General features: G+C 56.9%; 22 protein-coding genes. 5 read left to right on the top strand and 17 right to left on the bottom strand.

Annotated elements, in window-relative coordinates; genetic code table 11:
- Positions 1-32 precede the first annotated feature (32 nt).
- Positions 33-485 carry a GatB/YqeY domain-containing protein gene (locus AC0V61_RS14865; RefSeq protein ID WP_486158782.1) on the bottom strand — a complete coding sequence of 151 codons (453 nt, stop codon included), beginning with the start codon at positions 483-485 and terminating at the stop codon, positions 33-35.
- A gap of 150 nt (positions 486-635) precedes the next feature.
- On the opposite strand from AC0V61_RS14865, the gene carA reads away from it, so the two are divergent.
- A complete protein-coding gene (gene carA, locus AC0V61_RS14870; protein ID WP_486158784.1) occupies positions 636-1817 on the top strand; it encodes a glutamine-hydrolyzing carbamoyl-phosphate synthase small subunit in 1182 nt (393 codons plus the stop codon).
- 23 nt (positions 1818-1840) lie between these two features.
- Here carA and AC0V61_RS14875 read toward each other — a convergent pair whose 3' ends face one another.
- On the bottom strand, positions 1841-2176 hold the full coding sequence (locus tag AC0V61_RS14875) for an endonuclease domain-containing protein (protein WP_486158786.1): 336 nt from the start codon (positions 2174-2176) through the stop codon (positions 1841-1843).
- Between the two features lie 113 nt (positions 2177-2289).
- Here AC0V61_RS14875 and AC0V61_RS14880 point away from each other — a divergent pair, with 113 nt between their 5' ends.
- The 3 genes from AC0V61_RS14880 (at position 2290) to greA (ending at position 6772) form a co-directional block, all read left to right on the top strand.
- Positions 2290-2844 carry a hypothetical protein gene (locus AC0V61_RS14880; RefSeq protein WP_486158788.1) on the top strand — a complete coding sequence of 185 codons (555 nt, stop codon included), beginning with the start codon at positions 2290-2292 and terminating at the stop codon, positions 2842-2844.
- Complete coding sequence (carB, locus tag AC0V61_RS14885; protein ID WP_486158790.1) at positions 2844-6167, top strand: carbamoyl-phosphate synthase large subunit; 3324 nt, start codon at positions 2844-2846, stop codon at positions 6165-6167. Before AC0V61_RS14880 ends, carB begins: the two co-directional genes overlap by 1 nt.
- A 128-nt stretch (positions 6168-6295) precedes the next feature.
- Positions 6296-6772 (top strand): transcription elongation factor GreA, encoded by a 477-nt coding sequence (gene greA, locus AC0V61_RS14890; protein ID WP_486158792.1) that lies wholly within the window; start codon positions 6296-6298, stop codon positions 6770-6772.
- Between the two features lie 19 nt (positions 6773-6791).
- Here the strand turns inward: greA and AC0V61_RS14895 are convergent, their stop codons facing one another.
- The 6 genes from AC0V61_RS14895 to AC0V61_RS14920 form a co-directional block, all read right to left on the bottom strand.
- Positions 6792-7268 (bottom strand): GNAT family N-acetyltransferase, encoded by a 477-nt coding sequence (locus tag AC0V61_RS14895; protein ID WP_486158794.1) that lies wholly within the window; start codon positions 7266-7268, stop codon positions 6792-6794.
- A gap of 17 nt (positions 7269-7285) precedes the next feature.
- On the bottom strand, positions 7286-7516 hold the full coding sequence (locus tag AC0V61_RS14900; RefSeq protein ID WP_486158796.1) for a DUF4170 domain-containing protein: 231 nt from the start codon (positions 7514-7516) through the stop codon (positions 7286-7288).
- Between the two features lie 121 nt (positions 7517-7637).
- Positions 7638-8246 carry a hypothetical protein gene (locus tag AC0V61_RS14905; RefSeq protein ID WP_486158798.1) on the bottom strand — a complete coding sequence of 203 codons (609 nt, stop codon included), beginning with the start codon at positions 8244-8246 and terminating at the stop codon, positions 7638-7640.
- The gene (locus AC0V61_RS14910; RefSeq protein ID WP_486158800.1) at positions 8236-8598 is read right to left on the bottom strand and encodes a hypothetical protein; all 363 of its coding nucleotides are present in this window, start codon (positions 8596-8598) and stop codon (positions 8236-8238) included. Before AC0V61_RS14910 ends, AC0V61_RS14905 begins: the two co-directional genes overlap by 11 nt.
- On the bottom strand, positions 8595-9044 hold the full coding sequence (locus AC0V61_RS14915) for a phage holin family protein (RefSeq protein WP_486158802.1): 450 nt from the start codon (positions 9042-9044) through the stop codon (positions 8595-8597). The genes AC0V61_RS14910 and AC0V61_RS14915 overlap by 4 nt, the downstream gene beginning before the upstream one ends.
- Positions 9045-9076: 32 nt before the next feature.
- Complete coding sequence (locus AC0V61_RS14920; RefSeq protein ID WP_486158804.1) at positions 9077-9733, bottom strand: hypothetical protein; 657 nt, start codon at positions 9731-9733, stop codon at positions 9077-9079.
- Positions 9734-9945: 212 nt separating this feature from the next.
- Here AC0V61_RS14920 and eno point away from each other — a divergent pair, with 212 nt between their 5' ends.
- Positions 9946-11235 (top strand): phosphopyruvate hydratase, encoded by a 1290-nt coding sequence (eno, locus tag AC0V61_RS14925; protein ID WP_486158806.1) that lies wholly within the window; start codon positions 9946-9948, stop codon positions 11233-11235.
- 22 nt (positions 11236-11257) lie between these two features.
- On the opposite strand, the gene AC0V61_RS14930 is transcribed toward eno, so the two are convergent.
- The 9 genes from AC0V61_RS14930 to AC0V61_RS14970 form a co-directional block, all read right to left on the bottom strand.
- Positions 11258-11890 carry a winged helix DNA-binding protein gene (locus AC0V61_RS14930; RefSeq protein WP_486158808.1) on the bottom strand — a complete coding sequence of 211 codons (633 nt, stop codon included), beginning with the start codon at positions 11888-11890 and terminating at the stop codon, positions 11258-11260.
- 464 nt (positions 11891-12354) lie between these two features.
- On the bottom strand, positions 12355-12567 hold the full coding sequence (locus tag AC0V61_RS14935; protein ID WP_486158810.1) for a hypothetical protein: 213 nt from the start codon (positions 12565-12567) through the stop codon (positions 12355-12357).
- Positions 12568-12781: 214 nt separating this feature from the next.
- On the bottom strand, positions 12782-13204 hold the full coding sequence (gene ribH / locus AC0V61_RS14940; RefSeq protein WP_486158811.1) for a 6,7-dimethyl-8-ribityllumazine synthase: 423 nt from the start codon (positions 13202-13204) through the stop codon (positions 12782-12784).
- Positions 13205-13370: 166 nt separating this feature from the next.
- Positions 13371-14621: a 3,4-dihydroxy-2-butanone-4-phosphate synthase gene (ribB, locus tag AC0V61_RS14945; RefSeq protein WP_486159588.1), complete on the bottom strand. Its 1251-nt coding sequence runs from the start codon at positions 14619-14621 to the stop codon at positions 13371-13373.
- A 1259-nt stretch (positions 14622-15880) separates the two neighbouring features.
- The gene (gene rodA, locus AC0V61_RS14950; RefSeq protein ID WP_486158813.1) at positions 15881-17008 is read right to left on the bottom strand and encodes a rod shape-determining protein RodA; all 1128 of its coding nucleotides are present in this window, start codon (positions 17006-17008) and stop codon (positions 15881-15883) included.
- Entirely contained in the window at positions 17005-19176 is a 2172-nt protein-coding gene (mrdA, locus tag AC0V61_RS14955; protein ID WP_486158815.1) for a penicillin-binding protein 2, read from the bottom strand. The genes rodA and mrdA overlap by 4 nt, the downstream gene beginning before the upstream one ends.
- The gene (locus AC0V61_RS14960) at positions 19173-19730 is read right to left on the bottom strand and encodes a rod shape-determining protein MreD (RefSeq protein ID WP_486158817.1); all 558 of its coding nucleotides are present in this window, start codon (positions 19728-19730) and stop codon (positions 19173-19175) included. Before AC0V61_RS14960 ends, mrdA begins: the two co-directional genes overlap by 4 nt.
- Entirely contained in the window at positions 19730-20635 is a 906-nt protein-coding gene (gene mreC / locus AC0V61_RS14965; protein WP_486158818.1) for a rod shape-determining protein MreC, read from the bottom strand. The genes AC0V61_RS14960 and mreC overlap by 1 nt, the downstream gene beginning before the upstream one ends.
- A 48-nt stretch (positions 20636-20683) precedes the next feature.
- Positions 20684-21727 (bottom strand): rod shape-determining protein, encoded by a 1044-nt coding sequence (locus AC0V61_RS14970; protein ID WP_486158820.1) that lies wholly within the window; start codon positions 21725-21727, stop codon positions 20684-20686.
- Positions 21728-21813: the final 86 nt, after the last annotated feature.

Raw genomic sequence — 21813 nt, forward strand, 5'->3', positions numbered from 1 at the left:
CGTGGACAAGTCTGTGCTTAGCGCACGAAAGCTTAGCTCAGTGCCGCCTTCACAAGCCCGCTCGCCAGTTTCCCATCGAGCACTGCGCCATGTTTCGCTTTCAAAGCGCCCATAACCTGACCCATATCCTTCATCGAAGAAGCGCCGGTTTCTGCCTTGATCGCCTCAATCGCAGCCTTGGTTTCCTCTTCGGACATCATCTGCGGCAGGAAGCCTTCGATCACCGCAAGTTCTGCCTTTTCCGCGTCGGCAAGCTCCTGACGGCCTCCGTTCTCGTACATCTCAATCGATTCGCGGCGTTGCTTGGCCATTTTCTGGAGCACGCTTGTCACCAGAGCATCGTCGTCGATATCCTTGCCCGACGTGCGCTCTTCAATATCGCGGTCCTTGATCTTAGCGCTCATCTGGCGAAGGGTTGCGGTGCGCTCCTTCTCCTTGGCTTTCATCGCGGTGATGGTGGCGGCCTTAATGTCGTCGCGGATCATGAGAAATTGGTCTTTCTTGTGGAAGGAATTACGTATGCGGGCCGCTTAGCCCAAATATGCGCTTCTAGATAGGTTGACGTGAGCCCCTCGCAAGCTTAGCGGGTGGGACTTAGCGACATTGCTGGAAAACCTTATCTCGGAGAGCCCCAAATGGCTTCTGCTGCCACTATTCCTGCGCAACCTGAAGGTGCGACGGGTTGTCTTGTTTTGGCCGATGGAACGGTGATCTGGGGGCGCGGGTTTGGCGCGGCCGGTGATGCAGTGGGTGAAGTGTGCTTCAACACATCGATGACGGGATACCAAGAGGTGATGACCGATCCCTCTTACGCGGCGCAAATTGTCACTTTCACATTTCCCCATATCGGAAACGTCGGCACGAACGGCGAGGATATTGAAAGTGTTGTTGAAGGCGCCGTCGGCTGCGTGGCGCGCGAGGATGTGACCGAGCCATCGAACTTCCGCAGCTTGGAGCGTTTTCAGGATTGGATGGAGACAAACGGCAAGATCGGCCTGTCGGGCGTCGACACAAGGGCGCTCACCCGCCGTATCCGCAAATCAGGCGCTCCCAACGCGGTGATCGCCCATTCGCCTGATGGCAAGTTCGACATTCCCGCCCTTATCCAACGCGCACAGGAGTGGGCGGGGCTAGAGGGCATGGACTTGGCCGTGCGCGTCACCCGCGAGCTTCAGGAAGATTGGGACGGAGCCCATTGGCGCTTGGGCCATGGCTATGGCCGCGCCGCCCACGATGCGACCCCGCATGTGGTGGCCATCGACTTTGGCGCGAAGGACAACATCTTTAGGAACCTCGTGCGCGCCGGTGCCAAGGTGACCGTGGTGCCCGCCAAGACATCCTATGACGAGATCATGGCGCTAAAGCCCGACGGCGTGTTCCTCTCCAACGGCCCCGGAGACCCGGCGGCGACAGGCGAATACGCGGTGCCGGTGATCCAGAAACTGCTCGAAGCCGACATGCCGCTTTTCGGCATATGCTTGGGCCACCAAATGCTGGCTCTCGCGGCAGGTGCAAAGACGATCAAAATGCACCAAGGGCACAGAGGGGCTAACCACCCGGTTCAGCGGGTCGGCGAGGGCTGGGGCGAGACCACGGGTCTCGTCGAGATCACCAGCATGAACCACGGTTTTGCGGTGGATGCGGACACTTTGCCCGAGACGCTGGAGCAGACCCATGTGAGCCTCTTCGACGGTTCCAACTGCGGGATTGCGGTGAAGGGCAAGCAGGCGTTTGGCGTGCAGTATCACCCGGAGGCAAGCCCGGGCCCGCAGGATAGCTTCTACCTCTTCGAGAAGTTTGTTGGGGGGCTGGGGTGAGACGTCTCTCGGCTATTCGGCAGCTATTGCAGCGCCTCGCGGATCGCATCGACGACTTCGTCAGTACGAGAGAGGACGTCGATCTCCCAGAAGTAGAGGACATCAAATTTCGTCCGTACATCGGGTGTTATTCTTCTGAAGGCATTGGGGCTGTTATTCGTGCCGCCACGATCAACCTCGACTGCCACATTACGCGAACGCGCTACGAAGGTTGCGTAACGGGTCCCAATACGTCCTTGGCGAATGAAGGTGGCTCCAAGTTGCTTCTTGGACAGGCGGTCCCAGAGAATCCTTTCCGCAGCGGTCGCGTTTTCCCTGAGTTGGTGAGCGAAATGGTTGCGGCCCGGTCTTCGTTTCACGTCATTTCCCCGGTCTCGCGCAACCTAAAACAAAAGCGTATCCCAATTTTCACAGAGCTAGCAAATATCCCGTCAGTAATATTCGCTCGCAACGCTGACTGCGGAGCTGTCCGATGATCCGCACTGCTTTGTCCTCAATCGCCCTCTTAAGCCTCACCGGCTGTCACATCCTCTTCCCCGAGGACCCGCGCGAAGGCACTGAACTGAGCGCAGAATGCCCGGCCCGTGTCGCTGGCCTCCTCGGTCCCATGTCCCAGTTCGCCAACTACACAGAGGAAATGGGCGTCCCCACCTTCACCTTCGACATCACCAAGATGGCGTTCGAGGACATGCAGCGCCTGATGGTGGAGGGAAGCGACGACACCGCTGGCAATCGTGCGATGACCTCGACCAATGAAACCTCCACGGCCGTCGATATCTTCATGCAAACACCCGTCGATGAGAAGGGCGCTTTCTTCACTGGCCGCGACCCTGCGCTTTATCGTGTGCGCGGCGGGCTCCAGCCCAAATCCACCATGATCGCAAGCGGCTGTGCCCGGCAGCAAGAGGGCATGCGTCTTATCATGATCGACGTTGGTCCTGTGCCCGCTGAGCCTGAGCCCGAAACTGACCCCGACACCACCGAAACAACTCCCCAAAACGCCAGCCCCCAAAACGAGAGCGAATAATGCCCAAACGTAATGACATCTCCTCTATTCTTGTGATTGGCGCAGGGCCGATCATCATCGGGCAGGCGTGCGAGTTCGATTACTCGGGCACACAGGCGATTAAGGCTTTAAAAGAAGAGGGTTACCGGGTCATTCTGGTGAACTCGAACCCGGCAACGATCATGACCGATCCTGAGTTCGCCGATGCGACCTATGTCGAGCCGATCACGCCGGAAATCGTCGCCAAGATCATCGCGAAAGAAAAGCCCGACGCGTTGCTCCCCACTATGGGCGGGCAGACGGCTCTAAACTGCGCGCTGGCTTTGGAGGAAATGGGCATCCTCGAAGAGCACGGTGTTGAGATGATCGGTGCAAAGGCGGACGCTATCGACAAGGCGGAAAACCGTCAGCGTTTCCGCGATGCTATGGATAAAATCGGGCTGGAAAGCGCTCGCAGCGGCGTTGCGAACACCATCGAAGAAGCCCGCGAAATTGTGAAGCGCACAGGCCTTCCCTCGATCATCCGCCCAAGCTTTACCCTTGGCGGCACAGGCGGCGGGATTGCTTACAACACGCAAGAATTCGACCGGATCGTGCGCGAGGGGCTCGATGCCTCTCCCACCACCGAGGTTCTGATCGAAGAATCGCTGCTAGGGTGGAAAGAATATGAGATGGAGGTTGTGCGCGACAAGGCGGACAATTGCATCATCATCTGCTCGATCGAAAACGTCGATCCCATGGGCGTGCACACTGGCGATTCCATCACGGTGGCCCCGGCGCTGACGCTGACGGACAAAGAGTATCAGATCATGCGCAACGCCTCGATTGAGGTGCTGCGCGAGATTGGCGTTGAGACGGGCGGCTCTAACGTCCAATTCGCGGTGAACCCCAAGGATGGGCGGCTCATTGTGATCGAGATGAACCCGCGTGTGTCGCGCTCATCAGCCTTGGCATCCAAGGCAACCGGCTTCCCCATCGCGCGCGTCGCTGCGAAACTGGCGGTGGGCTATACGCTCGATGAAGTCACCAATGAGATCACAGGGGCAACGCCTGCGAGCTTTGAGCCCACAATCGACTATGTCGTCACCAAGATCCCGCGCTTCACGTTTGAAAAATTCAAAGGCGCAGAGCCCTATCTTGCTACCGCGATGAAGTCGGTTGGCGAGGTGATGGCAATTGGCCGTAACTTCCAAGAGAGCGTGCAAAAGGCATTGCGCGGCCTTGAAACGGGGCTGGACGGCTTCAACCGGGTGACCGAGATTGAAGGCGTCCACAAAGATGTCATCACCGCCGCTTTGTCCAAGCGCACCCCGGATCGTTTGCTGCAAGTGGGGCAAGCGTTTCGCGAGGGGCTTTCCCTTGAGGATATCCAAAACGTCACCGGATACGATCCCTGGTTCCTGCGCCAGATCGAGGCGATTATCGCGGCTGAAAAAGGCGTTCAGGCCGACGGTCTGCCGCGCGATGCAGCGGGCCTTCGCAAGCTTAAATCGATGGGCTTTTCTGACAAGCGCCTTGCGACCCTTGCCGTGCGCTCGGTTGGTGTGAAAGACGGGCTTGCCGAAACACAGGCCAAGCGCTCAGGCCTTCTGCATACCGCGCTTCAAGCCATGGCTGGGGCGACCAGCGAAGAGGAAGTGCGTGAGCTTCGCCAAAAACTTGGCGTGACCCCGGTGTTCAAACGCATCGACTCTTGCGCCGCCGAATTCGAGGCGATCACGCCTTACATGTACTCGACCTATGAGGCCCCGACTTTCGGCAAGCCTGAGTGCGAAGCGGATGTTTCTGACCGCAAGAAAATCGTCATCCTTGGCGGCGGTCCCAACCGGATCGGGCAGGGCATTGAGTTCGACTATTGCTGTGTCCACGCTTGTTTTGCGCTGGCTGAGCAGGGTTTTGAGACGATCATGGTCAACTGCAATCCAGAGACCGTCTCGACCGATTACGACACATCCGACCGCCTCTATTTCGAGCCTCTGACAGCCGAAGACGTGCTCGAAATTTTGCGGGTCGAACAACAATCGGGAGAGCTTGTTGGCGTTATCGTGCAATTTGGCGGTCAAACCCCGCTCAAACTCGCACAGGCGCTTGAGGATGCTGGCATTCCGATCCTTGGCACATCACCCGATGCCATTGACCACGCCGAAGACCGCGAACGGTTTGCCAAGCTCGTTAATGAGCTGGGACTGAAACAACCCGATAACGGTATCGCATACACCCGTGATGAAGCAGCGGCGGCAGCGGCGCGTATTGGCTATCCCGTGCTTCTGCGTCCCTCCTTCGTACTCGGTGGCCGCGCGATGGAGATCGTCGATAGCGAGGCGCAGCTTGATGACTATATCAAGACCGCAGTGAACGTGTCCGGTGACAGCCCTGTACTCGTCGACCAATACCTCCGAGACGCAATCGAATGCGATGTCGATGCGCTGTGCGACGGCGACGAAGTCCGTATCGCAGGCGTCATGCAGCACATTGAAGAAGCGGGCGTCCATTCCGGCGACAGCGCCTGCACCTTGCCGCCTTATTCACTGCCGCAAGAGATCATTGAGGAAATGGAGCGTCAGGCGGAAGCGCTGGCCACCGCCCTCAAAGTGCGCGGCCTTATGAACGTCCAATTCGCGGTCAAAGATGGCGAGGTCTACCTCATCGAAGTAAACCCGCGCGCAAGCCGCACCGTGCCATTCGTCGCCAAAGCCATCGGACAACCGGTCGCCAAAATCGCAGCCCGCGTCATGGCTGGCGAGAAACTGGCTGATTTCGAACCCTTCCGCCGCGATCTGCCGTACATGGCAATCAAAGAGGCCGTGTTCCCCTTCGCCCGCTTCCCCGGCGCAGACCCTGTGTTGTCGCCCGAAATGAAGTCCACCGGCGAGGTGATGGGCATGGACGTCGCCTTTGAGCCCGCCTTCTTCAAATCGCAATTGGGCGCTGGGATGACCTTGCCTCAGAGCGGCACGGCGTTTGTCTCGGTCAAGAATTCGGACAAGGCGGTCATAATCCAAGCAGTGCAAGACTTACTCGAACACGGATTTAAAGTGATCGCCACGGCCGGTACGCAAAGCTATCTTAGCGAACAGGGCCTTGCGGTGGAACGCGTCAACAAAGTCGCCGAGGGACAGCCGCACATCGTTGATAAGATTATCGATGGAGAAATCGCGCTTATCTTCAATACGACCGAAGGTTGGCAATCGCTTCTCGATTCCAAATCGATCCGCGCTAGTGCGTTGGAAAAGAAGGTTCCTTACTACACAACAGCCACCGCCTCGCGCGCGGTCGCAGCGTCAATTAAGGCGCTTGAGCCCTCACAACTTGAAGTTCGCTCGTTGCAAGACTACTATAGCTGAGAATTACAGACGCTTTTCCCCTCATTTCGCATGTACGAGACCGCTTCTCATGAGGCGGTCACAGGCGAAATTTCCCGGATGAAATGGGGCCTAGATGGGACAGCGCGTCCAGAGAGAAAGAACGATGAATGGCTACGATGGATAAGGTTCCGATGCTCGCGGAAGGTTATGAGCGTCTAACCACCGATCTTAAGGCACTTCGCGAGGAGCGGCCAAGGATTGTTGACGCGATTGAGGAAGCGCGCGCGCATGGCGATCTTTCCGAGAATGCCGAGTATCACGCGGCGAAAGAGCGTCAGGGTCAGGTCGAGGCGCAAATCGGTGATCTTGAAGGTAAGATCAGCCGCGCGCAGATTATTGATCCGACAACCCTGTCTGGTGACAAGGTGATCTTCGGGGCGACTGTGACCTTGCTTGATGAGGACGACAAACCCGTCAAATATCAAATCGTGGGTGAGACCGAAGCGGATGCATCGCAGGGCCGCATTTCCTATTCCTCGCCAATCGCGCGTGCGCTTATCGGCAAGCAGGTTGAGGAAGAGATCGAAGTCTCTGTGCCGTCTGGCGATAAGTTCTACCTTATCGAGAAGATCGAATTTATCTAAAGTTTGGGGTGCGAAGGCCTTATTTCAAAGGCTTTTCCATCGCATAATTGTGAATGGCAACGCCGTGCATTTCAAAATCCCGGCGCTCTAGCATCACATATCCCGCACGCTCAAAGGGACCGCGCGCAAGTTCGCTTGCCTCGGTATAGAGCTTTCTCACACCCATTTTGATCGCCTCGCTTTGTGCATGATCGAGCAACCTTGCAGCCAACCCGCGACCAGAGTGGTCGGGCGAGCAATAGAGCATGTCCAGATGGCCATCAGGCTCAAGCAGGGCATATGCGGCAATCTCGCCGGTCTCATCGATCATCACATAAATGTGATGTCCTGCCTCAGCGCGCGCGGCAAACCGCTCTGCCTGGATATGCCCTGCTGACCAAACCTTCACCTGTTCAGGCGAATATCCGCGCGCACCAATAGTCTGGATCGCGTCCAAAGTAAGGGCGGCAAGGGCAGGGGCATCGCCCACTTCGTAAGGGCGAAGCGTGTAGGACATCTCAGTGAAAGCTGCGTTTAAGCGTCTGGGGTGAGCAGCTTGTGAATGTGCACGATGACATACTTCATCTCTGCATCATCCACCGTACGCTGAGCCTGCGCGCGCCATGCGTCTTCGGCGGCTTCATAAGAGCTGAATATGCCCACGACGTGCAGGCTTTCCGGGTCTGCAAAATCGTGACCGCGCGGGTCAGTGACACGGCCACCCATCACGAGGTGGAGGCGCTGGCTTGGGGTTGCTTCTTCCATTGAACTTTTCCTTGGGGAGGAGACAGAAAGGCGAGATGGAGGCGAAAGCCTCGGTTATGAATGCCGGTTAGTGGAACCAAACCCCAAGCACAAGTTCAGTGCATACTAATGTCTAACGCAGTTAGTGGCGCACTTTGTCGGTAAGGTCACGCACGGCGCGTTCTGCACGGCGCCTGGTCTTGCGCGTCGCAGTGCGGCTTTTGTCAGCGACATTGCCAGCCATATAGCTCGCCTCGCGCCGAAGGTTTCGTGCTTTGGAGGCTGCGCTGTCGCCAAGATCTTCAAGAGTATCTTTTCCTGCGTTTGCCCCGCCAAGCGCGTCATCGATCAGCTTGATCGCATAGCCGACGACTGCATCGGCAAAAAGCGTCCAGATCGCGCCTGTTCGGTCTTTGGCTGCATTCTTGACGGTATCAGCCGCGGTGCCCGCAGCGCTGCTTGCCGCGCCGCCAACCTTTGTGGCAGCACCCGTCGCAGCGTTCGCCGCACTGGTCGCAGCCTTGGCCGCCACGCGTTGCCCTGGCTGGGTCATGAGGCCAATTGCAACGCCCACCACGACTGCCCCGCCAATAACCTTCAGCGGGTTTTCACGTGTGTAATTCACAGCAGCATCGACAGTTTCCTTGGCCTGCTCGCCCAAAGTGCGTTCCGCAATTCGGCGCTCATTGGCCTCGATCTTCTGGCGCAATTCATCGCGCTTGATGGCGTCGGGGGTAGTCTCAATTGTCATTTGTATCTCCGGAAGAGGGCTCTTCTGGCATTGGGTCGGTTTCACTCAGCTGAACGTCGTCATTTGACATATCGTCCAGCTCTTCAGCCATAGCAGCTAACAAAGGTTCCCGGCCAAACCATAGGGCAAGGGCGCCAAGGACAATGGCGATGATCCCGCGATTATCGACCGTGTGGACTTTCGCGACTTCAAACACATCCTTAGCCCCCTCAGCCACGCCGCCGAGATAGCGTGTGGTGAGCCCCTTGGCAGAAAAAGTCGTCCGCGCGTGCTCGACCTCCGCCATGAGCTGTTCTTTCGAGGTATCGCGTAGCGCACGATAATCTGCGAGGCGCTGTTCGATATTGCTCATGCGCCCTCCTCTTTGGGGGATGCAAAAAGGGAGGCGAGCTTTTGAGCCCGTGTATATGCGCCGTAACCAAGGAGGCCTACAACCAGTATCAGCCCTCCAACGACGATCCCAATTGCTCCCCAAATGCCTACAAGCGGCGCAAGCGCGAGGACTAGGCCCACTGCAAGGGCCAAAAGTGCGATGTGGAGTATGACGATGGCCAGAATAACGAGGCCAAGCGAGACACCGATCAACCGGCCCGCAAAAGCGGCCCGGGTTTTCTGAAAACCCAGCTCTGCCTCGGCATAGGTGCGCGCATTGTCGATAAGCGCGCCCGCTTCTTCCAGCAAAGAAGGGTCAAAAGGAGGCTCAGGGTTTTCCTGCGCCTCCTCAAGATTGGTATCGTCCATTTCAGTAGCAGCACCTTCGACGCTTTTGACGTCAACGGGCTTTCGAGCCTCCTCCATTCAGTCCCCCTTTGGGTCCGCCAAATACGGTCTTAGCGGTTGCGGAATAGGCGTGCGATAAGGAAACCGACCACAGCGGCAATACCCACTGCGGTGGCAGGGCTCTTGCGGATGGCTGCTCGTGTGTCGTCGCCAAGCTCTTCGATACTCTTCGCCTCAAGCTTGGCCGAGGTTTCCGCCAGAGTACGCGAGGCTGAGCGGGCGTAATCGCCATATTGCTCGCCGAAACGCTCATCAATTTGGGCCGCGGTATCGCCCACAGCTTTACCGACCGAGGCAATCGCATCGCTAGCCGCAGCTTTGCCCTCTACTGCCAGGTCGCCTGCGCGCGCTTTGGCCTTGTCGCCATATTCTTTCACATCGGACATTACGTCATCTCCGCGGGTTTTTGCATTGTCACGCACTTCATTGGCTCGGTTGCTTGCTTCATCACGAAGCGCTGCGGCACCCGCTTTGGCTTCTGCAAGAGCGGCATTGAACCGGCTCTTCGCTTCGCCTGAACCGGTGCCAGCGCTTGCGGTTTGCGCCTCAGTTTTTTTGGCGGTCGCGGCGGTCTTAGTCGCGGGAGCCTTAGTCGCGGCAGTCTTCTTGGGAGCCGCTTTTCGTGTTGTTGTGCGTTTTGCGGTTGTCTTGGCGGGCGTCTTGCCAGCAGTTGAGCGCGTTGTCTTTGTCGTCTTTGTTTCTGCCATGGGGTCTTTCAGCCTTCGAATTTTGTGCGTTGCACTATAACCTAAGTGCAAGCGTGTGTCATGCAAGGTTGTCTCATGCAAACCTATGTGTCTTGCACCCTGAACCTCGCGCGCATAAAGGGCGGGGCGAAGCAGTGATGCGGGCATCCGGGGTAGGGGATAACACCGGGCGTCCCCTGGTTATATACGTTTCTCACCCCGGAGTTCCAATAATGACAACGATAATTGACATTCATGGCCGCGAAATTCTCGACAGCCGGGGTAATCCGACGGTCGAAGTGGATGTTTTGCTCGACGACGGTAGTTTTGGCCGCGCGGCGGTTCCATCGGGCGCTTCCACCGGAGCACACGAGGCGGTTGAACTGCGCGATGGCGACAAGTCCCGCTACATGGGCAAAGGCGTTTTGAAAGCTGTTGAAGCGGTCAACACCGATATCCGCGATCTGCTCGTTGGCGCATATGATGCCGAAGATCAGCGCGACGTCGATTTGTCGATGATCGCTCTGGATGGGACCGAGAACAAGGGCCGGCTTGGTGCAAACGCTATTCTTGGCACCAGCCTTGCGGTGGCAAAGGCAGCCGCCAATGCACGCGGCCTTCCGCTTTATTCGTACCTTGGCGGCGTGGCGGCGCACGTACTGCCCGTGCCGATGATGAACATTATTAATGGGGGCGAGCACGCCGATAACCCTATCGATATCCAAGAATTCATGATCATGCCTGTGGGTGCCAACAGCATTGCCGAAGCGGTTCGTTGGGGCTCTGAAGTGTTTCACACGCTGAAAAAGGGCCTCCATGATAAAGGCCTGGCAACCAGCGTTGGTGATGAAGGCGGCTTTGCTCCTGACCTTGCCAGCACGCGCGCGGCGCTCGATTTCATCATGGCCTCAATTGAGCAAGCAGGCTTTACACCAGGCGAGGACATCGTGCTCGCACTCGATTGCGCCGCGACCGAATTCTACCGCGATGGCAAATATGAGATTTCTGGCGAGGGGCTCAGCCTCGATGGACAAGGGATGGCGGACTATCTTGCAAAGCTGTGCGATGACTATCCGATCTTGTCTGTCGAAGACGGGATGAGCGAAGACGATTTTGAGGGCTGGGCAGCTGTCACCAAAGCTATTGGCGACCGGGTCCAGCTTGTGGGTGATGACCTGTTTGTCACCAACCCGGCGCGCCTGGGGCAGGGGATTGCAGACGGGCTTGCCAACTCGCTTCTGGTGAAGGTCAATCAGATCGGCACGCTGACCGAGACACTTGCCGCTGTCGATATGGCGACCCGTGCGCGTTACACCTCGGTGATGAGCCACCGTTCAGGCGAAACCGAGGATGCAACAATTGCAGACCTAGCGGTGGCCACGAACTGCGGCCAGATCAAAACCGGATCGCTCGCACGTTCGGACAGGCTGGCGAAATACAATCAGCTCATCCGTATCGAAGAAGAGCTTGGCGACAGCGCTGTGTACGCAGGTCGCGGTTGTTTTGGTTCGCTGAGTAAGTAGCGCTAGCAGCAAACCCCACAGCTTAAGCGGTGTGTGCGATGCTGTTGAAATATTCGTCCATTGCGCCAAGGCCTTTTTCCGTAAGACGCACCAGCACGCGGCGTTGGTCCTCGGGATCATGTTCGCGCAGGATAAGGCCATGGTCAGACAAGACGCCAAGCCAGCGAAGGCCCGTTGTTGGTGGAGCAGCTGAGCCAATACAGGCGCTAGAGACGGAAACCGGCTTGCTTTCGCTGTGCGCTATGTAGAGGTCCAGGAGAATATCCCAGGCAGGCTCGCCGAACAGGTCTTCGCTCTTAAAGAGGATGGCGCGCCTTCTGCGCACAGCGTAAGCTTCGCGGGCTAAGGCTGAAAACTTTCTGCGCCGCATTTTTGCATCAAAGTGCACATCCGCTGCAGGGGCCGTGCTGGGGCTAACGGCGTATTGTGCGACGGCTTTGGCGATGTCGCTTGAGGCTTTGACCAAGGCGCTTGTGCCATCCACTTGCTGTGTTCCTCCGGCATGGAGGTTGCTTTGGGTGGTCTTGCGCAAGGCATCGGCGATAACAGCCAAGTGTTCAGCCAATGCGCCCAGATCGGTTTCGGAAGCGGAGCCGTTAACTGTGGCAGTGTTTGGCGTAATTTCCGGCTGGGGTTGAGCAATGTCTTTAAGCATCAGCTCCTCCTTAAATATCTATCTCATCGAGCCGTGTGTGCCCGGTGCGATCTAGGGGATTGCTCTTTTTGCTAGCGCGAAGCTCGCCCGGCTTATCGAACAGCGCTTTCGCCAACATAAAAAGAGATGCGAAGGGCCCATTTAAATGAGCATTTTTGTGGGGTTGTGCCCGGCTTCTTAAGTAAAATAAGAAGTTGAGGGAGGGGGCGATAGGCCGCTCATCCGTATAACGGAACAACACCTTGCTCGGTGCCCTTGCGTTTTGAATGAAGACACAGTCCATTGCCCCAGCCCACCTTCAAGCGGGCGGCGCCAAGCCGGATTGGCCTGATTAAGTGGATCGCTCGCCCTCGGAAATGCTAGGCAAAACCACTAGAGCGTACATTACGGGACACTGCGTAGATTGGGCTTAAGTTTGCGCCGATTTGGCTCGAAAACGATGGTTTTAAGCCATTTCGGAGGAGTTAGCCTTTGTTTTCAGGAAAGAAGAACGGTCCCTCGCCGGGTCCATCTGATCCGCCAATCGCGTCAATGTTCTTCTTAAGCTGTTCGATCGCAGCATTGACATGGATGGCGGCGATGCCTGCGCCTGCCGCGTCAAGCAATCCCAAAACGCGCTCAAGCTCGCGTTCGCAATACTTTAGCTCATCGATTTCGCATGCGGTGAGTTGGATCATCCCCTCCTCCATCTCCATAACCGGTGGCTGATCGCGTCAGCACCCGTCTGTATTTGTGTGCACCAAGGCAATCCTAACCAGATCCCCAAGTAAGGAGTTATACGCGCCTGAGGTAAACCAGTATATACGCAAAATCACGTAGAGCGGTGCATAAGTCGAGGCACTTTAAAGGCTTTTACAACTCACAGCGCGATGGCGGCATGTCTGATGCGCTTTATGCATCAAAGCGCGATGCAAGCTCCAGTAATGCAATGGCCGCTTTGGCCGCCTCACCGCCTTTATCCTTTTGGGCAGGGTCAGCACGAACCTGTGCCTGCGCTTCATTCTCGACGGTGAGAATACCGTTTCCAATCGCGATCCCATCCATAGTAAGCGCCATGATGGCACGGGCGCTTTCCCCGGCGACAATTTCAAAATGGTAGGTTTCACCCCGGATCACCACACCGATGGCGACGAATGCGTCATACTCTCCGCTCTCGGCGGCAAGCGCAATCGCACCCGGGATTTCAAGCGCTCCAGGTACGCTTAAGACCTCACTATCATGCCCTGCAGCAGTGAGTGCGGCCTTCGCGCCAGCGATGAGTTGATCATTAAACGCTTCATAGAAACGCGCCTCGACAATGAGAAACTTCGCCATGGATGGATGTCCTTTGATTAAACGGGATGGGGCCTCACTGCGCCAAATGGGCGAAATAAAGCCAGAAAGCTAGTGAGGATGCGCGATGGCCGCTGGTTAAATCCAAACGCGGCTCATGGGCCTTGTTTTGGGCCTTGTCTTGGGCCTTGTCATGGGCCCTGCCAAATCAGCTGGGTATCGGCTGATGACCCACAACAGAGATGCCGTAGCCTTCAAGAGCCACGAGGTCCGGGCGCGAATTGGACAAAAGGGTCATCTCTTGCACACCCAGATCAGCGAGTATCTGTGAACCGATCCCGATGTTGCGGTGCTCTTCATCCGCGGTCCATTTCTCCCCCTGACCAACGCGCTGGGTAAGGATCACAATCACGCCGGCCCCTTTGTCGCCAATCGCACCCATTGCTCGCTGCAAAGTGCGCTTACGAGGCCCAGGAGCCCCAAGCACGTCGTCAAACACCGAAATCGGATGAACGCGGGTGAGGGTGGGCTCATCGGGCGTGATATGCCCTTTTTGCAGCACGTATGCCTCGTTATCGGACACCGTGTTGCGATATGTGATCATGCGCCATTGGCCGCCATAATCGCTCTCAAAACTGCGTTCATCGACGCGTTCAATCAAATGGTCGTTGCGCATCCGATAGGCGATAAGGTCGCGGATGGTGCCGATCTTCATGTCGTGCTTGCGGGCAAACTCAATAAGGTCATCAAGCCGCGCCATGGACCCATCATCATTCATGATCTCGCAGATGACGCCAGATGGGTTGAGGCCCGCAAGACGCGAAATATCAACCGCAGCCTCCGTATGACCTGCCCTTACCAGAGTGCCTCCTTCGCGCGCCATAAGCGGGAAGACATGGCCCGGTGTGACGATGTCATTGGCGCCTTTGCTTGCGTCAATCGCGACTGAAATCGTTCGCGCGCGATCTGCAGCTGAGATACCGGTGGTCACCCCCTCCTTCGCTTCGATAGAGACGGTGAAGGCGGTCTGCATGCTTTCCTTATTGTTTCGGCTCATCGGGTCGAGGCCCAATTGGTCCACCCGCGCTTTATCGAGTGCCAAACAGATTAGGCCACGCCCATAGGTAGCCATGAAGTTGACAGCCGCCGGTGTTGCCATTTGCGCAGGAATGATCAGATCGCCTTCATTCTCGCGGTCTTCATCATCGACAAGGATGTACATTCGTCCATTTCGCGCCTCATCGATGATTTCCTCCGCTCCGACGAGGACTGGAGAATTGTCATTTGCGTCGAGAAATTTCTGCAATTTAGCGAGAGTTTCGGCCGTGGGGTTCCAATCAGCCTCACTTGCATCGCGCAGTGTATTGGCGTGAAGGCCAGCAGCGCGTGCAATTCCGGCTTTTGAATGTGTACCTGATTCGATCAGGGTGCGGACTTGTGTGATTGTCGATGTGCTCATGGCGTCGGTGTAGCACATTTCAATGTGATCGCAAGTCTGGTGGTGTGAGCTGTTGGTGGAGCGTGGTCCTGAAAGCTTGCGAGCTGCTTTTGGTCGCTCTGACACCGTACCTGAAGTTTTTCCATCAACAAACTGCAAGTAAAGGATTTTTTGCAGGTCGTCCGTGTGCATGTCTTGGCTTTGCTGAGAAGCTGCACGATGGTCGAACGCTATGGAGTTTTGCGAAACTTTCGCCGCCAACCGGTCCAGGCCTTGGGCGGGCACTTCGGAGATGAAGGCCGGGTTGTCAAAGGGCGCTAGAGCGTTCCCTGCTTGATTGGACCGAACATCGAAGTGCTCCAGGGCCTTGTCGATCTTTCTCTCAAAGTGCTCAAGAACACCTTGGAGGCTGCGCGCACTGCCGGCAGATGTGTAAAAGATTGACCGGTTAGACCGCGCCGCTCTTGTGAACATTGGCGCCGCTGCACGGTTTGGATCACGGCTCCAAGCCGACATAAACCGAGAGGCGCCGCCGCTTCCAAGGAAATGTGCTAGGTAAAGTTCCGTGCTGTTGGCTGAACGTCCAAGGACATTCTTGAGCCGCTTCCCGTTTTCCATGGCGTAGGCGGCAGCGACCAGCGATGCGAGGCGAGGGTCGTGGCGAAGTTCAAGCAATTGCGTTCGAGAAGCGCCAGAGGCCTCAAACGCCATCGACCCCCAGAAGGTGTCATTGCCGTTTGACTGTTCTTCGCTTGCATAGGTGGCGAGTTGCCCTCGGTAACGCTCAAGGCTGCGCAACCAAGTGCCTTCGATGAATTGATAGAGCCCTGCCGCGCTAGACGTGCGGGCTTTTGCCTGCGGGTTAAGTCCCGATTCAAGGTGAGCTTGAGCAAGCAGGTAGTTGTAGTCGACCCCGGTGTGCTCTGCTGCACTCCAAATCGCATCCATTACCTGTTGTTGGGATACGGTTTTAGCCGATCCGGCAGAGCGTTTGATGGCGTGCTTTGCGGGCACAAGACTGCGATTTTGTCCCGGTTTTCCAAGAGTGTCATACAAGGATCGGTCAGGGTTGAACGCTGCTTGATCTTGAGCATTGGCGGGCAGGGCGGCGGCGAGCACCCACGCACTCAAAAGAACCCTGAAAATTGCTGCCACCCTAACCATCGCAGGTTTTTATCTGCGCGCGGGTTAAGATGTGGATGATGCAAAATAGTAAATTTCACCCAAACGACGCGGGACACTTGGCGAAAAATTTGCTCGGCGAAAAGGGGGGCGTGGGCTTAGCTCGAAAGCCCGGATCGAGGGGCCTCACGGTTCCAGCGGTTCACCATTAGCAGCGCGCCAATACAAATCATGTTGGTCATCATCGATGATCCGCCATGGCTCATAAAGGGCAAGGGGATCCCTACCACTGGCGCCATGCCCATCACCATCATGAGGTTCACCGCCACGTAGAAGAAAATCGTTGCCGTCATTCCAGCGGCGAGCAAGCTGGCAAATCGGTCGCGCGATGTTCGGGCGACGCGAAGGCCCCAGCTCAATATGATAGTGAAAACGGCAAGCACGAACAGTCCGCCCGCGAGCCCCCATTCCTCGGCCATGGTCGCAAACACAAAGTCTGTTTGGGGTTCGGGCAGATATTGCAAGTGGCTCTGCGACCCATTGTTAAAGCCTTTTCCGAAGACACCGCCAGAACCTATTGCAATCTTTGATTGATTAATGTGGTAACCAGCGCCAAGCGCGTCAGCCTCCGGGTTGAACATCGTCATGACCCGTCGCTGTTGATAATCTTGAAGGCCAAAGAAATAGACGAGAGGTGCCGCGGCCACAGCGGCTACTGCGCCGCCCGCAAACCACTTTAGAGGAAGGCCTGCAAGGAGCATGACGACCGCCCCGCCAAACGCAATCGCAAGTGAGGTCCCAAGGTCTGGCTGAAGCAGCACAAGCGACACTGGCAAGGCGATCAGCACTCCAGGGACTACCAAAGCGCGCCATCCGGTGATCAATCCGACAGGCAGGCTGGCATAAAACTGGGCAAGGGTCACAACGATGACAGGCTTCATCAGCTCTGAGGGCTGCAACACCATGAAGCCAAGATTGAGCCACCGCTGGCTTCCGCCCCGGACATTGCCCAGTATCTCCACACCGATAAGCAGTAACAGGACCACGACATAGGCGGGATATGTCATGAACCTCACGAAGTCCCTGGGAAGAGACGCGATGACCGAGGCCATGACAAGAAAGACGCTAAAGCGGATGAGGTGCGATGATGCGAAGGGGTCCATCTTCCCGCCGGCCGCTGAATAAAGAACCGCAGCTCCGAACGCGACGAGCAGGAACAAAGGTATCAACATGCCCCAGGGTTGGCGGGCTATCGGTTCAGGGATGACGCCAGTGCTGGTGTTCATTGCTGGGCTCCGGCAGGTGGCCCAGAAGTTGGCCCAGAAGTGGCAGGGGACGTTGGCCCAGTAGGAGAAGGCGAGGTTTCCGCTGTTGGAGGCAAAGGCGAAATCGCATCCGGGGGCGGCGAGCCGGATGCTGTCTGATCCTCGCGCGGTTTAACGAAGTTCTCTCCGATTTCCTGTGTTTGTTCAGCTTCAAGCCGCGCTTCTGCCTCAACTTTGTCGAAGATGTCCTCGTCGCGTTGAGGGGGCGGGGTGACCACTGCGCCGCGCTCAGCTGCGTAAGCGGCGTATCGCCTCTCCAATCGTTCTTGAGCAGTTCCACCCCATTGGCGCTCCAGGCCTTTGAGAGCATCGACGCCTTTGGCAGGGTCAAACATGAAGGTGACGACATCGCGCGCAATTGGGTATGCAGCGCCTGATCCGCCGCCGTGCTCGATTACGACGGCCCCGGCGTAACGTGGGTTTTCAGCAGGGGCATGGAAGGTGAAGAGGCCATGATCGCGAAATTTCCATGGACCACTTCGCCCGTCCGAAACACTCAGCGAGACAACCTGCGCGGTGCCGGTTTTTCCTGCAATCTTCACATTGTCGATGGGCAAGCGGGCGCGGCGGGCGGTGCCGGCACCGTTGACCACATTGCTCATGCCCTGATGGACATAGCCAAGTTGTTCAGGATCAAAGCCGTAACTTTCAGGCTTCACCACTGGATCGTCCAGAAGCAGACGGGGGCTCACGCGTTTACCGGTGGCAAGCCGCGCGCTCATCACGGCAAGCTGTAGGGGACTTGCCAGATAATAGCCCTGGCCGATTGAGGCGTTGACCGTATCAAACGTTTCCCACTCGCGTCCGAACTTGTTGAATTTCCAGTCTGATGTGGGGACGGTGCCATAAAACTGGCTGGTAACGGGAAGGTCGAATTCCTGCCCCATGCCCAAATCTTTGGCGAGCGCTGCCACCTTATCGAAGCCGATTTGCTGAGCGAAGTGGTAGAAATAGCTGTCGCAGCTTTGCGCGATGGCCTTGTCCATATTGACCACGCCGTGGTTGGAGTGGCAGTTGAAGAACCTGCTCCCGATCCGGCGCCCACCGCCGCAAACGATTGTGTCTTGCGGTGATACCCCGGCCTGTAGAAATGCCAAGCAGTGCATCGGCTTAACTGTTGATCCTGGCGGATAAAGTCCCTTCAGGACTTTGTTGCGCAAGGGCACGCGTTGATCCTCGCGCAGCATTGAATATTCAACAGAGCCAATGCCATCGGAGAAGCTGTTGGGATCAAAGCTTGGCATGGACGCCATGCACAACAGGTCGCCCGTCTCGCAGTCCATAACCACGACCGAACCGCTCTCAAGTCCAATGCGGCGTGCGGCATAATCCTGAAGCGGGCCATCGATCGTGAGCTTTACTGCATCGCCTTGGATATCGTCGCGCGTTTCCAGATCGCGCACAATCCGCCCGCCTGCGGTTACCTCGACGCGGCGCGCTCCGGGCGTCCCGCGAAGTCCTTGTTCAAATTGTTTTTCAAGACCATCCTTGCCGATCTTATAACCCGGTGTGATGAGAATGGGGTTGCGATCTTCCTCATACTCCTCGGCAGAGGCGGGGCCTACATAGCCTATGAGATGCCCGACAGAGGACGCTGTTGGATAATATCGTGAGAAGCCGCGCTGCGGCACAACGCCCTGCATGTCGGGAAGGCGAACGCTAAGGGCTGCAAACTGTTCGTATTTGAGGCCGCTTGCAACTTCGACCGGGGCAAAGCCGCGCGCGGTTTCAACTGTGTTCTGCAAATCAGCGATGCGGTCAGCTTCGAGCCCGAGGAGACCTCCGATTTGCGAGATCATTTGCTGAGGATTGGACAAGCGATCCGGGACAACATCGACGCGAAAGTCGGCTCTATTGGATGCAAGCGGTGCCCCATTGCGATCCAATATCCAACCGCGCCGGGGTGGAATGAGCGTCAGATTGACCCGGTTACTCTCTGATTCAAGGCGATATTTCTCATTTTCGGCAATCGCAAGATAGCCCATGCGTCCAGCGAGCAGCAATGCAACCGAGGCTTGGATACCACCGATCACCACGGCCCGTCGCTCAAATGTATTGCGCAAGGTGGACGCATTGACCACCGGGCCCGCGCGCCGGGTGCCAGTCTTCAGTTTGAAGAAACGCTTCATCCGATCCTCCGAGCTCGGGAAAGGCGGAAGCGGTCAGCGCGGGCAATAACGCGTGCAAGAAGTGGATAGAGCAAAACGGAAAGCGCGATCTGCGGTAAGATCACGCTGAGCAGTTTTGGGGATAGAGTGGCACCAGAAACTATCATCGCAACAACGATATAGATGGCAATTCCAAGACCTGCGGTGAACCAGTCTTGCCAGAACCCACGCCATGGAAAGCGCGTCTCGATCACCTCAAGCGCGATCATCGTGAGTGACCAAAGCAAAATGGCGCTGCCAAACGGTTGTCCGCTAAACAGGTCGTCCAACGCGCCAAGCGGAACGCCTGCCCACATCGGTATGAGCCCGGGACGCATGAGGCGCCACCCAAGAAAGATCATAAAGCCCAGCGGTGGAGCGATCGGCATAATATCGGCCATCACAAAGAATGGCAGCAGTGAGCCCAAAGCGATTGTAATGTAATGAACAGAGTTGGTGCGCCAGGGGTCTTGCACCCGGTTAATCTTGGCACCGCCATAGGCCCGGCGTTGGAGAGGGGGATCAAGCCCGTCCATCAGTCGGAAAGCTCTTCTTCGGTTAGCTGGTCGCGTTCTCTAACCCCTGCAGCTTCAACTGCTCTGGGCTCATAGATGGGTTCGACGCTGACGAAATTTGTCGCAGCCGGTTCTGCGATAAGCTGTGCGATACCGCCATCGGGGGTCACTTCTGATAGAACGGCAACCGCAACGCCCGGGCGGTAGTACCCGCCAGCCCCGCTGGTTACAAAAACATCCCCAACTTCAAGGGGATTGAGCCCAAGGTTGATAAGCCGAATACGCAAGAACCCGTCACCGCGCCCTTCTGCAAAAGCCACCGTTTGATCGGATGCGCGCCGGACTGGCAAGACACTCTCTGTGTCAGTGAGAAGCAAAACTCTTGATGAGGCAAGGGAGGTCTCTAGCACCCGCCCAATCACGCCGCGCTCTGAGTGCACGGGCATACCGATGACGACGCCATCGTTGTTACCCACTCCGATATAGGCGAAGCGGCGGACCGATGAGGCGCTCGATGCAACCAGCCGGGTTGTGGCAACCGGAGCGCTTTCTTCGCTGTAGAGCCCAAGCAATGCCTTTAGCCGGTCGTTTTCCGCCTCGACGGCTTGGGCCTCGGCTAACCTGATGCGGGCAAGTTCAACCTCTTCGCGTAAAGCTGCGTTTTGGCTTCCTGCTCTCCAAAAGCCGCTCACTGTAGCCCAAACACTTTGCCGCTCGGTGCGGACTGCCGCGGTCACCTGACCAGCAGGGCTGGCGACCGAAGTCGCACCGCCGCGCAGCGGCTGCATGATGGAGGGTTGCCAAAGGGAAATAGCAAGGAGCCCAAGACCAATCAAAGCGCCAAGGGTCGCCAACAAGTATCCGGTGAAGACCGAATATTGCTGCTTTTTCGAAAAGCCCGATCGACGCGATTTGGGCGACGCCATGGCCTTAGCTAATCCCTTGCTTCAAATGTTTCCAAAGACTGTATCCAATCAGGCGGTCATCAAAACGCCGCGGTACACCGGATCCTCCATCGCGCGACCGGTTCCGATAGCGACACAGGTAAGCGGATCTTCCGCGATTGAAACGGGCAAACCTGTCTCTTCGCGAAGATGTTCATCCAAACGGCGAATGAGTGCGCCCCCGCCGGTGAGGACAATACCCTGATCAACAATATCTGCTGCCAGCTCAGGGGCTGTGTTTTCAAGGGCAATACGAACACCCTCGACGATAGCGCCGATTGGTTCTGAAAGTGCCTCTGCGACATGCGCCTGGTTGATCGTAATTTCTTTTGGCACCCCGTTCACAAGGTCGCGGCCTTTCAACGTGATACTCTCACCAGCGCCATCTTCAGGGACCACTGCGATGCCATAGTCCTTTTTGATGCGCTCTGCCGTGGTGTCACCGATGAGCAGGTTGTGGTGTCGTCGCACATAGGAGACGATTGCTTCATCCATCTTGTCACCGCCTGTGCGAACCGACGTGGTGTAGGCAAGCCCGCGCAGTGACAGCACCGCAACCTCGGTTGTCCCACCGCCGATATCAACCACCATCGAGCCCACAGGCTCGGTCACAGGCATATCAGCGCCGATCGCCGCCGCCATAGGCTCAAGGATGAGATGCACTTCCGAGGCCCCAGCGTTCGATGCTGCATCGCGGATCGCGCGTCGCTCAACCGATGTCGAGCCAGATGGGACACAGATAACAATCTCCGGATAGCGGAACAGATTGCGTTTGCCGTGCACTTTGCGGATGAAGTGCTTGATCATTTCTTCCGCGATTTCGATGTCAGCAATAACGCCGTCGCGAAGCGGGCGGATGGCCTCAATCGTATCGGGCGTTTTGCCCATCATCATCTTCGCGTCATCGCCCACGGCTTTGACGCGTTTGATACCGTTGATCGTCTCAATCGCGACCACCGAAGGCTCATTCAAGATGATCCCTTGGTCCTGAACATAGACCAGCGTGTTTGCGGTCCCCAGGTCGATCGCCATGTTTTGCGATCCGAATTTAAAAAGATTGGCAAAGAAGCTCATTTTGCAGTGTTTCCGTGATGTCCCAAAGTGGCATGCCGCACAAACGGCTAGCCCCCCACTGATCGTGTTCACACGATGTATGCACT

The sequence above is a fragment of the Erythrobacter sp. JB1-4 genome, assembly GCF_057365025.1.